At 73.5% G+C, this 14,889-nt stretch carries 12 protein-coding genes; 6 read left to right on the top strand and 6 right to left on the bottom strand.

From position 1 onward, the window contains the following. Positions 1-5: 5 nt before the first annotated feature. The 3 genes from E1165_RS23155 to E1165_RS23165 are packed head-to-tail and all read right to left on the bottom strand — an operon-like array spanning position 6 to position 2,928. Positions 6-1,403, bottom strand: a complete 1,398-nt coding sequence (locus E1165_RS23155) for a DUF4350 domain-containing protein (RefSeq protein WP_132393863.1) — start codon at positions 1,401-1,403, stop codon at positions 6-8. Beyond that, positions 1,400-2,077, bottom strand: coding sequence for a DUF4129 domain-containing protein (locus tag E1165_RS23160; protein WP_243704948.1), 678 nt, complete (start codon positions 2,075-2,077; stop codon positions 1,400-1,402). The genes E1165_RS23155 and E1165_RS23160 overlap by 4 nt, the downstream gene beginning before the upstream one ends. Beyond that, positions 2,074-2,928 (bottom strand): hypothetical protein, encoded by an 855-nt coding sequence (locus E1165_RS23165; protein WP_132393864.1) that lies wholly within the window; start codon positions 2,926-2,928, stop codon positions 2,074-2,076. The genes E1165_RS23160 and E1165_RS23165 overlap by 4 nt, the downstream gene beginning before the upstream one ends. 218 nt (positions 2,929-3,146) lie before the next feature. Here E1165_RS23165 and mtrA point away from each other — a divergent pair, with 218 nt between their 5' ends. The 5 genes from mtrA (at position 3,147) to hpf (ending at position 9,011) form a co-directional block, all read left to right on the top strand. Then, a complete protein-coding gene (gene mtrA / locus E1165_RS23170) occupies positions 3,147-3,836 on the top strand; it encodes an MtrAB system response regulator MtrA (RefSeq protein ID WP_088977546.1) in 690 nt (229 codons plus the stop codon). Between the two features lie 76 nt (positions 3,837-3,912). Beyond that, positions 3,913-5,604, top strand: a complete 1,692-nt coding sequence (mtrB, locus tag E1165_RS23175) for an MtrAB system histidine kinase MtrB (RefSeq protein WP_243704949.1) — start codon at positions 3,913-3,915, stop codon at positions 5,602-5,604. Between the two features lie 5 nt (positions 5,605-5,609). Then, positions 5,610-7,409 (top strand): LpqB family beta-propeller domain-containing protein, encoded by a 1,800-nt coding sequence (locus E1165_RS23180; protein WP_132393873.1) that lies wholly within the window; start codon positions 5,610-5,612, stop codon positions 7,407-7,409. Positions 7,410-7,416: 7 nt separating this feature from the next. Continuing rightward, complete coding sequence (locus E1165_RS23185) at positions 7,417-8,124, top strand: ComF family protein (protein ID WP_132393866.1); 708 nt, start codon at positions 7,417-7,419, stop codon at positions 8,122-8,124. 254 nt (positions 8,125-8,378) lie between these two features. Beyond that, complete coding sequence (gene hpf, locus E1165_RS23190; protein ID WP_132393867.1) at positions 8,379-9,011, top strand: ribosome hibernation-promoting factor, HPF/YfiA family; 633 nt, start codon at positions 8,379-8,381, stop codon at positions 9,009-9,011. A gap of 45 nt (positions 9,012-9,056) precedes the next feature. On the opposite strand, the gene E1165_RS23195 is transcribed toward hpf, so the two are convergent. Together E1165_RS23195 and E1165_RS23200 are read right to left on the bottom strand one after the other, a co-directional pair. Then, positions 9,057-10,166, bottom strand: coding sequence for a GNAT family N-acetyltransferase (locus tag E1165_RS23195; protein WP_132393868.1), 1,110 nt, complete (start codon positions 10,164-10,166; stop codon positions 9,057-9,059). Beyond that, positions 10,163-11,317, bottom strand: a complete 1,155-nt coding sequence (locus tag E1165_RS23200) for a GNAT family N-acetyltransferase (RefSeq protein WP_132393869.1) — start codon at positions 11,315-11,317, stop codon at positions 10,163-10,165. Before E1165_RS23200 ends, E1165_RS23195 begins: the two co-directional genes overlap by 4 nt. A gap of 168 nt (positions 11,318-11,485) precedes the next feature. Here E1165_RS23200 and secA point away from each other — a divergent pair, with 168 nt between their 5' ends. Further along, positions 11,486-14,380, top strand: a complete 2,895-nt coding sequence (gene secA, locus E1165_RS23205) for a preprotein translocase subunit SecA (protein WP_132393870.1) — start codon at positions 11,486-11,488, stop codon at positions 14,378-14,380. Positions 14,381-14,495: 115 nt separating this feature from the next. Here the strand turns inward: secA and E1165_RS23210 are convergent. Continuing rightward, on the bottom strand, positions 14,496-14,889 hold a 394-nt coding region (locus E1165_RS23210), incomplete at its 5' end, for an Rv3235 family protein (protein WP_132393871.1).

Raw genomic sequence — 14,889 nt, forward strand, 5'->3', positions numbered from 1 at the left:
GTGGGTCACCGGGGGTCTCCTTCGCTCGGGTGGTGGTGCGCTGCCGTGACCGTACGGGTCACCCGGTCCAGCGACCGGGCCAGTGCCAGCAGTTCGGCGTCGGTGGCCGGCTCCGCGCCGTACAGCAGCTCGCGGAGCTCGTCGGGACGGCCGCCGGTGTACCGGGCGACCAGGGCGGCGACGTCGGCGTGTGGCGTGCCGGCGGGCAGGTTGAGCCGGGTGCGCAGCCGGTCCCGGGCGGCCGAGCGCAACATGGTGGCAGCCGGGCCGCGCGCCCGGGCCCGCTGGTAGAGCCGTGCCCGGCCGAGGACCGTCTCGGCGGAACGGACCCGCACCGGCAGCGGCTCGGTGACCGGCGGGCCGAGCCGGCGGGCGCGCCAGAGCACCACCAGCAGCGCGGCCAGCGCGAGCTGGAGCAGCAGCGCCCAGAACCAGACGGGGAAGGCCGACCAGAGCGGGTTGTCGTCGTCCGGTCTCTCCCCGCCGGCCTGGTCCTGCCGGCCGCCGTCGTCACCGGGGTCGCCGTTGCCGGCCGGGTCGCTGTCTCCGCTGCCGTCGCCGTCGTCCCGCTGGCCGCCCGGCCCGGTACCCGGGGCGGGTGACCAGGCCGGCTCGCCGCTGGAGCCGGTGCCGAGCCGTGGCGGCGGAGCGGGACCGTCCAGGTCGAGCCAGACCACCCGGCCACGGTCGCCGAGCAGCCCGGCCGCCAGTTCCTCGTTGCCCCACTCGTCGATCCGGTCGTTGCGGAACGGGTCGCTCGCGCCGATCACCACCAAGTCGGCCGTCCGGGGCAGGTGGACCAGGCCGCCGGAGTAGCAGCGGACCAGGTCCCCGGCGTACCCCGGGGGCGCGGCGTAGCGCTGGAGCGCCGCGGCGGCGGTGCCGGCCCGGGCCGCCTCGGGCAGCGGGCAGGGCCGGCCGTCGGCGTCGGGGCGGACCGCGCGGGTCGCCCAGCGGCGGTCGGTGCGGAGCACCGGCAGGTCGGCCTGCTCCAGTACGCGGCGGGACGGGTCGACCAGCACGAGCCGGTTGCCGGCGGGCAGGTCGCCGAGTGCGCCGACCGTGTCCGGGTGCAGCAGCTCCGGGGCGGGTACGAAGAGCGTGCCCGGCCGGTCGTCGAGGGCCAGCAGAGCGGGCAGGATGTCGGTCTCGCGCTGCACGGTGACGCCCCGGCCACGCAGCGTCCCGGCGAGGCGGCTGCCGCCGTGGTCGGCTGTCGCCACGGGCGAGAGGAAGCCGGGGGCGGTCGGGTCGGGCTGGTCCGCCGCGTGGGTGACCAGGGTGGCTCCGACCAGCGCGGCGGCGAGCGTGAACGGGAGCACGATCCGGTGCCAGCGGCGTCGTCGCCCGGTCGGGGTGCCCCGCCGGGGTGGCGGCGCGGGCGGCGCGGCGGTGTCGGTCATCGCGGTTCCCCCCGGCCGGCGAGTACCCGGTCCAGCTCGTCGGCGAGTTCCCGCATCCGCCGGTCGTGTTCGGCCGAGGCGGGCCGGTGGGCGTACCAGAGCGTGGAGAAGAGCGCGGCGGCGGCGCGCAGCGGCGGGTCGACCGGGGGCAGGTTGCGGGACGCCTCCTCGGTCACCTCGGTCACGGTCAGGCCGGGGCGCTGCGCGACCACCCCGGCGGCGACCAGCCGGCGGACCATGCCGCGCAGCCGTTCGCGGACGGCCTCGGCGAACCGTCCCTCGGCGGCCAGCCGGTCGGCGAGGGGGAGGCCCGGGGGTTCCTCGCCGACCCGGGGTCGGGGCAATCGCGGCGCCTCGTCAACCGCCCGGCGGGGCCGCCGCTCCGACCGGGGCCGGCGGAGACGCGGCAGTCGCAGCCGGGGCAGCCGCAGCCGGGGCAGTCGCAGCCGGGGCAGCCGCAGCCGGGGCAGTCGCAGCCGGGGCAGCCGCAGCCGGGGCAGCCGCAGCCGGGGCAACCGCAGCCGGGGCAACCGGCGGGGCAGCCAGGCCGGGAAGTGGTACCAGGCCAGTGCCACCAGCCCGGCGACCAGCAGGAGCAGCATCACGGCCAGCGGCAGCGGCACGACGTCGCCGAGCGCGGCGGCGACCTCGGTCCACCAGCGGCTGACGCTCACCGGTCGGCCGCCAGCAGGACGGGTTCGGCGAGATGGCCGGGAGACCGGGAGAGGCGGATGTCGAGCCCTTCCGTGCGCATCCGGTTGTCCAGGTGGACCACCGCGTCGAGGCAGGCCAGCACCGGGTAGGCGACGGAGTTCACCGCCGCCCAGACGACCACGGCGGCGACGGTCGCCGTCGCCGGGTCGTGGAGGTCGACCAGGTCCAGCGCGGCCACCCCGAAGTAGCCGCCGAGGGCGAGACCGACCCGCAGGATCCACCAACCGAGGTAGCCGAGAAGGCGGACCCAGGCCGCCCGGCCGCCGTCGCGGGCGGCGAGCCGGATGGCCCGGGGCAGCGCGAGGCGCGCGGCGAGCCGGTCCACCACCAGCACGGCGGCCACCGAACCCACCATCGTCCAGGCGAGGAACCAGAGCGGCCCGAGCAGGCCGCCGAGCATGACCAGGGCGCCGACGGGCAGCGCGAGAAGCAGGGTGGTCCCCCAGCGCGCGCCCCGGACACGGAGCAGGTCGCGTACACCGGCGTGGCGGCCGAGCAGCGCGGCGCCGGCGGCGCGGGCAGCCGGGTTGCCGAGCAGCGTGACGATCGCCGCCTCGGTTCCGGCGCCGACGGCCAGCAGCAGCCAGTACGCGGCGAACGGATCCCACCCGCCGGGTAGGTACGCCGGGGGCCGCAGGTCGGCGGCGAGCCGCAGCGGGAGCAGCAGGAGCTGTTCGCCGACGGCGAGGAAGGCGCCCAGCGGGAGCAGCAGCCGGCTCTGGGCGCGCAGCAGCAGCACCGCCGAGTCGAGCAGCTCCCCGACGGTGAGCGGACGTCTCGGGAGCACGGCTGTCGGGCCGACCTCGGGCACACGTACTCCTGGCGGTCGTGGTGGCGGGCGGCGGCACGCCCGGGGGATCATGGTGACACGGCCGCGGTGACCCGGTGGACCCGCAGGCCCGACCCGTGGCGGGGGTGACCCGGCCGGCGGTTGTTCCGCGTGGAACGTGCGGGGACGCCGGCCGGGGAAGTACCGTGCCGGGTGACGCCGATCCCACCTGACTGAACGGGGATGGAAACATAAATCCCATGAGAGCCCGGGTACTGGTGGTCGACGACGACCCCGCGCTCGCCGAGATGCTCGGCATCGTCCTGCGCAGCGAGGGCTTTCTGCCCTCCTTCGTCGCCGACGGGGAACGGGCACTGGCCGCGTTCCGGGACAACCGACCCGACATCGTCCTGCTCGACCTCATGCTGCCCGGTATGAGCGGTATCGACGTGGCCCGGGCCATCCGGGCCGAGTCCGGCGTGCCGATCGTCATGCTGACCGCCAAGAGCGACACCGTGGACGTGGTGCTCGGCCTGGAGTCCGGCGCCGACGACTACGTGGTCAAGCCGTTCAAGCCCAAGGAGTTGGTGGCCCGGATGCGGGCCCGGTTGCGTCGCGGCGAGGACGTCGCCCCGGAGATGCTGACCATCGGGCCGCCCGGCAACCAGATCACCATCGACGTGCCGGCGCACACGGTGAGCCGGGACGGCGAGGAGGTGAAGCTCACGCCGTTGGAGTTCGACCTGCTGGTCGCGTTGGCCCGCAAGCCGCGTCAGGTCTTCACCCGCGAGGTGCTGCTGGAACAGGTCTGGGGCTACCGGCACGCGGCGGACACCCGGCTGGTCAACGTGCACGTGCAGCGGCTGCGTGCCAAGATCGAACCGGATCCGGAGCGGCCGGAGATCATCCTGACCGTGCGAGGCGTGGGCTACAAGGCGGGTACCGGATAGCCTGGTCTGCACCGTGACCAGCGCTTCGAACCTGACCCCCGAGACCTCCGCCGGCTGGCGTCCCGCCGCGCGGGCGCTGGGGCGTGCCCTGGCCGGCCGGGTGCTGGGCCTGGCCGCCGGGCTGCACCAGACCTGGCGTCGCTCGTTGCAGGTGCGGGTGGTGACCATCACACTGGTGGTCTCCAGCCTGCTGGTCGGGGGCTTCGCCTACCTGATCGCCAACAAGATCACCGATATTCTGCTGGAGAACGCTAAGACCGACACGCTGCTGCGGCTGCGCAGCGGCAGCGACTACGCGGGCAAGCAGTTCTCCCTCTACAGCCAGCCCCAGGAGGCGCAGCTCCAGGACACCATCGAGGGCACGGTCAACTACCTGGCCGGCGGCGACCCGCAGCAGACCAGCGGGGTGGTGGTGGCCATCACCGCCGACCGCTACACGGGGATCATCGAGACCCGCACCTCCCCGGCGACGGATGTCCGCCCGCTGGTCAGCCAGGAACTGCGGGCCGCCGTCGCGGACGGCAAGGTCGCCCACCAGATCCGCACCGGCCGGCTCGCCGACCAGCGGACCAAATACCTGGTGTACGGCTCGCCGGTGCCGACCCGCTTCGGCCAGCTGGAGCTCTACTACCTGGTGCCGCTCAACCGGCAGGACGCCGCCGCCGCCGACGCCCGGGCCACCGTGCTCGCCACCGGCATCGCCCTGGTGCTGCTGCTCGGACTGCTCGCCGCCCTGGTGACCCGCCTGGTGGTCACTCCGGTCCGGGTGGCCGCCCGGACGGCTCAACGGCTCTCCGCCGGCCTGCTCGACCAGCGGATGGTGGTCAACGGCGAGGACGACCTGGCCCTGCTGGCCGCGTCGTTCAACCAGATGGCCACCAACCTGCAACGGCAGATCCTCCGGCTGGAGGAGATGTCCCGCCTGCAACGCCGGTTCACCTCCGACGTCTCGCACGAGCTGCGCACCCCGCTGACCACGGTCCGGATGGCCGCCGACCTGATCTTCTCGGAGCGGGACGAGTTCGACCCGGCGGTGGCCCGCAGCGCGGAGCTGCTCCAGGCCGAGCTCGACCGGTTCGAGGAGTTGCTCACCGACCTGCTGGAGATCAGTCGTTTCGACGCCGGCTTCGCGATGCTCGACGCCGAGCCGACCGACCTGGCGCCCATCGTGCACCGGGTGGCCGACCGGCTCGCCGCCCTGGCCGAGCGGGTGGGTGTGCCCATCGAGTTGGACGTGCCCGGCACTCCGGTGATCGCCGAGGTCGACCCGCGCCGGGTCGAGCGGGTGTTGCGCAACCTGGTCGGCAACGCGGTCGAGCACGGCGAGGGCAAGCCGGTACGGATCACCCTGGGCATGGACCAGACCGCCGTCGCGATCACCGTGCGCGACCACGGCGTCGGGCTCAAGCCGGGGGAGGAGAAGCTGGTCTTCAACCGCTTCTGGCGCGCCGACCCGTCGCGGGCCCGGCAGACCGGCGGCACCGGGCTGGGCCTGTCGATCAGCCTGGAGGACGCCCGGCTGCACGGTGGCTGGCTGGAGGCGTGGGGCGCGCCGGGGCAGGGCGCCCAGTTCCGGCTCACCCTGCCGGCCCGTGCCGGTGACCGGCTCACCACCTCGCCGCTGCGACTGGTGCCGGCCGACGCCACGCTGCCCTTCGGCGGCCCCGGTGACGGGGAGCTGCTGGCCATCGGCCCGGCCGGTGGCGGCGCGCTGGCGATCGGCCCGGCCCCGAAGACGGACGACGACCGGGCGGAGGCACGCCCGTGAGGTCGATGCTCGTCGGTCTGTTCGGCGTGGTGCTGCTGGCCCTGACGGGATGCGGCATCCCGGCGCACACCGAGGTGCAGGTGGACGGGTCGGGGCCGGCGGTCGAGGCGGGCACCGCCAGCTACCGCCGGGACGAGCCGCCCACCCGGGCGGCCAGCGGCGACGACCGGGCGGCCTTCGTCCGCAACTTCCTCTCCGCCGCCGCCGGTGAGCCGGAGCGGGCGTACGAACGGGTCAAGCAGTTCGTCGCGCCGGAGAACAGGACCCGCCTCCAGGAGAAGCAGGGCAGCGAGATCGCGGTCAACGTGGTCCGGCTGACCGAGAAACCCGTGATCACGGAGAACGCCAACGGGCTCTTCTCGGTGCGGCTGCCGGTGCAGCAGGTCGGGCTGCTGCGGGCCAACGGTGTGCTCGCGCCTCCGGTGGCGACCGAGACCGAGTACCGGTTCGGGCTGCGGGGCGCGGTGTCGCCCGGGCAGGAGGGCACCGAGGAGGCGGGTCTGTTCGTCACCGACCCGCCGAACGTGCTGCTGCTCAGTGCCGACGCGCTGCGCCAGTACTACCAGACCAGGCCGGTCTACTTCTGGAGTTCCGACGGCAGCCGGCTGGTTCCCGACCAGCGGTACCTCCCGCTGGCCGTACCCGACGAGCGGCGGGTCAGTGAGGTGGTCAAGTGGCTGATCGCCGGCCCCTCGGAGTGGCTGAGCACCGGGGTCAGCCGCCTGCCGGACCGGACCGCGCTGATCAACAACGCGATCGAGACCGAGGACCGGTGGGAGGTCAACCTCGACCTGCCCGGCGACGACAGCCGCAAGCTCGCCCAGATCGGCACCCAGCTGGCCTGGTCGTTGCCCGAGCTGGACGGGCAACTGCGACTCACCACCCGCAACCAGTCGCGGGTCTCCATCCCGGATCTGCGGCAGTACCGCCTGGAGCACCAGGTCTACCCGGTCACCGGCAACCCGCAACCCTTCACCGTCTACGAGGGGGCCGTCCACCCGCTGGCCTTCGCCGGCGAGGCAAGCGTCCCGGTGCCGTTGGCGGCGGAGGTCAACCGGGACGTGCTGTCCGCCGGGCTCAGCCGGGTCCGCGAACGGGTTCTCGCCGCCCTGGTGGTGGGCGCCCCGGGCAGCCGGCAACGGCTGGCGACCGGTTCCGGGGACGGCCGGGTGCAGATCGTCAACCCGTCGCCGCAGATCTTCGCCACGATCGGGCGGCCGGTCTGGCTGCGCTCGCCCGACCCCCGTCAGCCGTACGGGCTGGTGGTGGCCGATCGCCGGCTCTGGCGCTTCGACGACCGGGGCCGGATGGACCTGGTGCCGCTCAACGTCGCCGGGCCGGTCACCGCGGTGGCCGCCTCGCTGGACGGCCACCGGATCGCCGTGGTGATCGGCGGTGCCCTGCACGTGACGTCGTTGAACGTGGACGGTGGTGTGGTCACCGCCGGGCCGGTCCGCAAGGTGGCCACCTCGTTGACGGACCTGTCGGCGGTGGACTGGGCGGGGGAGAACACCCTGGTCCTGGCCGGTACGGCCGGCCGTTCGGCGGTGTACGAGGTGAGCATCGACGGTGCCCTGGAGACGGCCCTGGTGGCCGACGTGGGCGCCCGGGTGACGCACCTGGCGGCGTACCCGACCAACCCGGTGGTGCCCCTGCCCAGCGTGCTGATCATGTACGAGGCGAACGGGGTGGCCTACCGCTATCCGCAGCGCGACACGATCCGGCGGGACCAGGTCCTGGACGTGACCCCGCCGCCGACCGGCGCGCGCGCCGGTGGTCCGACCGCCCCCTTCTTCCTGTTCTGAGCGCGCGGTGCGACGGTACGGCGGCGGGCTCTGGGCGGATCTGACCGATCTGGTGCTGCCGGCCGAGTGCGCCGGTTGCCGGGGGCGCGGCTCGGCCCTCCGGCGCGGTTTCTGCCCGGCCTGCGTCACGACGCTCGGGGCGCTGCGTCCTCTCCCGGTGCGTCCCGTCCCCGCCCCGCCCGGTCTGCCGCCCTGCCACGCGCTCGGCCCGTACGCGGGTGAGCTGCGGGAGGCGTTGCTGGCGTACAAGGAACGGGGCCGGCACGGGCTGGCCCGGCCGCTGGGCGCGCTGCTGGCCGAGGTGGTGGCTGCTGCGGTGGGGCCGGCGCGGCCGGTGCTGCTCGTGCCGGTGCCGGACACCGCGGCGGCGGCCCGTGCCCGCTACGGCGACCACCTGACCCGGTTGACCCGGCACGCGGCGGCCCGGCTGCGCGGGTCCGGCTGGGACGTGGCGACCGCCCGGCCGCTGCGGGCGCTGCCCCGGCCGGATTCGGTGGCGTTGGACAGTGTCGGGCGGGCCGTGGCGGCCGAGTCGGCGTTCCAGGTGCGGACGGGCCGGCGGCGGTCGGCGGCGGGCCGGGCGGTGGTGGTGCTCGACGACATCCTCACCACCGGGGCCACCCTGGCGGCGGTGAGTCGGACTTTGCGCGGCGCGGGAATGACGCCAAATGTCGCGGCCGTGTTGGGTGCAACGCAAAAACGACGGCAATGGTGACGCTTCGTGATTCCTTTTCACCCCTTGGTGGCAAGAGCTGTGAACTTTCTGAGCGTTGCCGACAACCGGGGGTGACTGCCGGGCGAATCGGAGTTAGCGTTTCGGTGTCGGGGGTAGGAGGTGCCACACCCCACCCCTCCGACGGTGGAAGGAGGCGTAGCCGCACTGACCGGTCGACGCCGCACGGGGAGACTCCCTGAGTCGGTCGACCGGGTCGAAGAAGATCAGACGGCCATCCGAAAAAGGGAGGTCACGTGGACATCGTGGTCAAGGGCCGAAACGTCGAAGTGCCGGACCATTACCGGGTGCACGTAGCGGAGAAGCTCGCGAAGATCGAACGCTACGACCACAAGCTCATCCGGGTCGACGTGGAGTTGTTCCACGAACGCAATCCCCGCCAGTCCGACACCTGCCAACGAGTGGAGATCACCTGCGTCTCCCGTGGGCCGGTGATCCGTGCCGAGGCCTGCACGAGCGACTTCTACAGCGCACTCGACGCGGCCATCGCCAAGCTCGACACCCGACTGCGCCGGGCGGCCGACCGCCGGCGCGTGCACCGGGGTCGGCACGCGCCGCTCTCGGTCGCCGCCGCCACCGCCGGCCTACCGGTGGCGGGCCTCGACGGACCCGGCCTGTCTCCGACCGGCACCGCCACCGCGGTGGCCGAGCGCGCCGAGGAGACGACCGAGGAGTACGACGACCAGCCCTGGCACATCGCCCGGGCCAAGGTGCACCCGGCCGATCCGATGACGGTGGACGAAGCCCTGTTCCAGATGGAACTCGTCGGGCACGACTTCTACCTGTTCCAGGACAAGGAGTCCGGCCGGCCGAGCGTCGTCTACCGACGGCACGCGTACGACTACGGCATCATCGCGCTCGACACCTGACCGCTGCCGCCGTGGTGGCGGCCCGCGCCGCCACCACGGCCGGAGTCAGCGCAACTCCTCCGGGAGCACCCCGAAGACCAGGTCGTCGATCCGGGTGCCGTCCAGACCCGGGAGTCGCCCGCGCAGCAGGCCCTCCCGGCGGAAGCCGACCTTCTCCAACACCCGGTGCGAGGCGGTGTTGCCCGGCAGCGTGCCGGCGACCAGCCGCGCCATCCCCACCGGGCCGAACGCCCAACCGGCGAGCAGCCGCAGCGCGCGGGTGGCGTACCCACGGCCGCGCCAGCCGGGCGACAGCGCGTAGCCGACGCTTCCCTCACCGGCGGCCGGGGCGGAGTAGGACAGCCCGCAACTGCCCGCCGGCTCGCCGCTGGCGGCGTCGACGATGAGCAGGCGCGCAACGGCGCCGGTCAACCAGGCGCACTCCGCTGTCCGGCACCGACGCTCGATCGCGGCCCGGCTCGGCGGCACCGGCGGAGCCTGGTTCGCCACCACCTCCGGAAGAGTGTGCAGGCGGTACATGACGTCGATGTCGCCCGGCCCGAGCGGGCGCAGGATCACCACGCCGTCGGTGAGCCGGCCGCCGGCCAGGTCCGGCAGGGCGCGAGCGGCCGGACCATCGGGGTCGTCGGCGAGGCGTACCCAGGCGGTCAGATCGGCCGGGGCGCCGTCGCGGGACCGGCCGACTGCCCGGCGTTCCCCCTCTTGGCGGAAACCGGCGGCGAGCGCGACCCGCTGGCTGGCCGGATTCTCGGCGTGGGCCAGCAGTTCCAGCCGGGCCAGGCCGGAGCGGAAGGCGTACGCCGCCAGGGCGCGGGTGGCGGCGGTCGCGACGCCGCGACGCCGCGCCCAGGGCGCCACCCAGTACCCCACCTCGGCCTGCCTGCGCGTCGGCACGACCTGGCTCATGCCCGCGCCGCCGACCAGCCGGTCCGTGGCGACGTCGGCGATCGCGTACGCCGCCCCGCCGGTGGCCCTCACCGAGGGCGCGCCCTCGGTGATCCACCAGCGGGCGTCGGCCTCGGTGTACGGCGAGGGCATGCCGTGAATGAAGTGCTGGGTCAGCGGGTCGGCGCAGGCGGTGGCGAGGTCCTCGGCGTCTTCCGACCGGAAGGGGCGTAGCCGGACCCCGTACGTTTCGATGATCTCTGGGATCACGCCAGGTCCTCCGCTAGCAGCGCGCCGACCCAGGCGTCGCCGCGACCGTCGCGGGTGGGCAGCCGGGAGCGCAGCACGCCCTCCATGGTGAAGCCGGCTTTCTCGGCGACCCGCCGGGACGCCGTGTTGCCGACCATGGCCAGCCACTCGACGCGGGCCAGTCCCAGGGTGGTGAAGCCCCAGGTGGCCAGCGCGCCCACGGCGGCGGTCATGTGACCCCGGCCCCGGGACTGCGGCGAGGTCATGAAGCCGACGTGGCCGGCGAGTGGGTCCGCGCCGATCCGCAGGTCGATCGAGCCCAGGTAGCGGTCGTGTCCGTCGGCGACGGTGAAGTACGCCCCGGTGCCGCGGGCCCAGGCGAGGTCGGCGAGGTCCCGCCGGAACCCCTCGGCGTGCTCCCGCCGGTACGGGTGCGGCACGGTGGTCCACCGGATGGTCTGCTCGTCCCGGCAGGTGGCCACGATCGCGTCGAGGTCGCGTGTCTCTATCGGGCGCAGCCGCAGTTCGGTGTCGCCGGTGTCGGCGAAGAGGACCGGCTGTGGCCGGCCGAAGACCGCGGCGCGCCGCGCCTGCAGGGTGTCCGGGCCGGCCGGGCCGGGCTCGCCGGGGGCGGGCACCTCGCCGGGCAGGAGCGCCCCGATCCAGCCGTCGGGCCGGCCGCCCGGGTGCGGGCGGGCCAGTGGCAACTCGCCGGAGACCCGGAAGCCGGCCCGCAGCGCGACCAGCCGGGAGTGGTGGTTGCCCAGTTCGGCCTGCCAGAGCAGCCGGCGTAGCCGCAGCGTGTCGAACGCCCACCGGGCGACCGCCCGGGACGCCCGTACCGCCACGCCCCGACCGCGCGCCCACGGCGCGGTCCAGTAACCGAGCTCGCCGGAGTCGAGGTTGCGGTCGATCGAGACCAGGCCGCAGGCGGCGAGCAACTCGCCGGTGGCCGCGTCGCAGACCGCGAACGGCGTCCCGGTGCCCTCGGCCCAGGCCCGTCGGCTGTGTTCGGTGACGAAGCGGTGGGCGTGTTCCGGCAGGTACGGGCGGGGTACGGTGGTCCAGCGCTGGATGTCCGGATCCTGGCAGGCCCGGTGCACGTGGTCGGCGTCGCCCGCTCGCCACGGGCGCAGTAGCAGGCCGTCCTCGGTGATCTCCACAGGCTCCATCCGGGCATGGTGCCGGATCGTTCGCGGTGGGCGTAACCGGATATGCGCCCGGAGCCCGCCGGCGGGCCCGTTATGTCATTTTCGTCGCGTCCTACCGCCGCCACCAGTGACCATCGCGCCGATGGAGCGCCTACGATGGGTCGAGACTGTCTAGGGGAGCGTTGATCCGTGTCGATTCTGGAAAAGGTCCTTCGCGCCGGCGAGGGCCGCATGCTGCGCCGGCTGAAGGCCATCGCCGCCGCCGTCAACTCGATCGAGGACGACTACGTCAACCTCACCGATGCCGAGCTGCGGGGGATGACCGACCAGTTCAGGGAACGGCTCGCCGACGGTGAGACCCTCGACGACCTGCTGCCCGAGGCGTTCGCCGTGTGCCGCGAGGCCGCCGCGCGGGTGCTCGGCCAGCGTCCCTACGACGTCCAGGTGATGGGCGGCGCGGCGCTGCACTTCGGCAACATCGCCGAGATGAAGACCGGTGAGGGCAAGACCCTCACCTCGGTCCTGCCGGTCTACCTCAACGCGCTCTCCGGCAAGGGCGTGCACGTGGTGACGGTGAACGACTACCTGGCCCAGCGCGACGCCGCGTGGATGGGCCGGGTGCACGAGTTCCTCGGCCTGACCGTCGGCGTGGTGCTGCCCAACCGGCCGGCCGGCGAGCACCGGGCCGCGTACGAGTGCGACATCACCTACGGCACCAACAACGAGTTCGGCTTCGACTACCTGCGCGACAACATGGCCTGGTCGAAGGACGAGCTGGTCCAGCGCGGCCACAACTTCGCGGTGGTCGACGAGGTCGACTCGATCCTCATCGACGAGGCCCGGACCCCGCTGATCATCTCCGGCCCGGCCGAGCACTCCGCCCGGTGGTACGGCGAGTTCGCCGCCGTGGTGGCCCGCCTCCAGCCGGGCACCGACGGCGAGGGTGACTACGAGGTCGACCACTCCAAGCGCACCATCGCGGTCACCGAGCGCGGTGTCGCCAAGGTGGAGGACCGGCTCGGCATCGACAACCTCTACGAGTCGGTGAACACTCCGCTGGTCGGTTACCTCAACAACGCGATCAAGGCCAAGGAACTCTACAAGCGCGACAAGGACTACATCGTCAGCGACGGCGAGGTCCTGATCGTCGACGAGTTCACCGGCCGCATCCTGCACGGCCGCCGCTACAACGAGGGCATGCACCAGGCGATCGAGGCCAAGGAGGGGGTGGAGATCAAGCAGGAGAACCAGACCCTGGCCACCATCACCCTCCAGAACTACTTCCGCCTCTACGAGAAGCTGTCCGGCATGACCGGTACCGCGCAGACCGAGGCGGGCGAGTTCAACAAGGTCTACAAGGTCGGCGTCGTGACCATTCCGACGCACCGGCCGATGGTCCGCCACGACCGCGCCGACGTCATCTACAAGACCGAGCGGGCCAAGTTCAACGCCGTCATCGAGGACATCGCCGAGCGACACCAGAAGGGTCAGCCGGTGCTGGTCGGCACCGTCTCGGTGGAGAACTCCGAGATCCTCTCCCAGTTGCTGCGCCGCCGGGGCATCCCGCACTCGGTGCTCAACGCCAAGTTCCACGCCCGGGAGGCGGAGATCGTCGCCCAGGCCGGGCGTAAGGGTGCGGTCACCGTCGCCACCAACATGGCCGGCCGTGGTACGGACATCCTGCTCGGCGGCAACCCCGAGTTCCTCGCCGCCAGCGAGCTGCGCCAGCGCGGCCTCGACCCGGTCGAGAACGAGGAGGAGTACGCCAAGGCGATGGAGGAGGTCATCCCCGCCTGGAAGCAGGCCTGCGCGGCGGAGGCTGAGGAGGTCGCCGCCGCCGGCGGTCTGTACGTGCTCGGCACCGAGCGGCACGAGTCCCGCCGGATCGACAACCAGCTGCGCGGTCGCGCCGGCCGTCAGGGCGACCCGGGGGAGTCCCGCTTCTACCTCTCCCTGCAGGACGAGCTGATGAAGCGCTTCCGGGCCGGCGCGGTCGAGGCGGTGATGGAGCGGCTCAACATCCCGGAGGACGTGCCCATCGAGTCGAAGATGGTCAGCCGCCAGATCAAGAGCGCCCAGGCGCAGATCGAGGCCCAGAACGCCGAGATCCGCAAGAACGTCCTCAAGTACGACGAGGTCATGAACAAGCAGCGCCAGGTGATCTACGCCGAGCGGCTGCGGGTGCTCAACGGCGAGGATCTCTCCGACCAGGTCCGCAACATGATCGACGACGTGATCACCGCGTACGTCGTGGGCGCCACCAGCGACGGGTATGCCGAGGACTGGGATCTCGACCAGCTCTGGACGAGCCTCAAGCAGCTCTACCCGGTGGGCGTCACCGTCGAGGAGTTGGAGGAGGAGGTCGGCTCCCGGGCCGGCCTGGACCAGGACTTCCTGCTCGCCCGCCTCAAGGAGGACGCGCACGCCGCGTACGACCGGCGCGAGGAGCAGCTCGGCGAGGAGGGGGTGCGCCAGCTGGAGCGGATGGTGCTGCTCCAGGTCATCGACCGCAAGTGGCGCGAGCACCTGTACGAGATGGACTACCTCCAGGAGGGCATCAGCCTGCGGGCGTACGCCCAGCGCGACCCGGTCATCGAGTACCAGCGCGAGGGCTTCGACATGTTCGCCACCATGATGGATGGCATCAAGGAGGAGACGGTCGGCTTCCTCTACAACCTGGAGGTGCAGGTCCAGGAGCCGGAGCCGGAGGCCGAGGAGGTGCAGCTGCTGGAGAAGCCGGTCGAGATCCGTGCCAAGGGCCTCAACCGCGCGCCGCAGCAGCAGGGCCTGCAATACTCCGCCCCGAGTGTGGACGGCGAGGCCGGCCGGGGCACCCCGGTCATCGAGCGGCCCGAGCAGGAACCGCCGGCCCCGCGCGCCGGCAGCGCGGCGAAGCCGGAGCGTCCGGCCGCGCCGGCGTCGCGCAGCCCGCTGGGCGGGCAGGCGATGGCCGCGGCGAGCACCACCCGGCGTGCCGCCGCGGGCGAGGCGGAGGGTGGCGGCCCGTCCCGCAACGCCCCCTGCCCGTGCGGGTCCGGCCGCAAGTACAAGCGCTGCCACGGCTCTCCCAACGGCGGGGCCTGACCCCACCCATCGGCCCGGAGTCCGGGCCGAGTAGACCCGTGAGCGGAGCCGCGGTCCCGAGGGGCCGCGGCTCCGCTGCTGTCCGCCCCCGGGTCGGCTGGCCCGGCTGCACCCGTCAGAGCACCTGGAGGACGGTGCAGAGCCAGCTGCCACGCCGGTGTTCGAGGCGTACGGCCATGGCCCAGCTCCGGCCGGCGCCGCCGAGCACGGCGGCCACCTCGACGGCGGCGGGCCGGGGCTCGCAGACCCGCAGCCGGCGCAGGCGCAGGGTGGGGCGGGTGGCCCGCCGCCGGACCGGCCCGGTGCGGGAGGTCGCGCGGGCGAGTTGCTCGGTCACCTCGATCACCCGCCCGGGGGCGACTAGGGCGCGGAGCTGCCCGGGCGGACGGTAGCCGTTGAGGATCTCCAGGCAGGTGCCGACGAACCGCTGCGCGGCCCGGGTGGCCTCCGGCGTGGCGGTGGTGAGGGCGCCGGGGGGCGGGCCCACGGGCTGCCGTCCCGGTCGGGTC

The organism is Micromonospora sp. KC723 (assembly GCF_004348595.1).
In the GTDB taxonomy this organism is placed as follows: domain Bacteria; phylum Actinomycetota; class Actinomycetes; order Mycobacteriales; family Micromonosporaceae; genus Micromonospora.

Bases quoted from the DNA above. Each gene is read 5' to 3' on its own strand.
- E1165_RS23200 (WP_132393869.1), bottom strand. From the start codon at position 11,317: ATGGAGCCTGTGGAGATCACCGAGGACGGCCTGCTACTGCGCCCGTGG.
- mtrA (WP_088977546.1), top strand. From the start codon at position 3,147: ATGAGAGCCCGGGTACTGGTGGTCGACGACGACCCCGCGCTCGCCGAG.
- E1165_RS23155 (WP_132393863.1), bottom strand. From the start codon at position 1,403: ATGACCGACACCGCCGCGCCGCCCGCGCCGCCACCCCGGCGGGGCACC.
- E1165_RS23180 (WP_132393873.1), top strand. From the start codon at position 5,610: ATGCTCGTCGGTCTGTTCGGCGTGGTGCTGCTGGCCCTGACGGGATGC.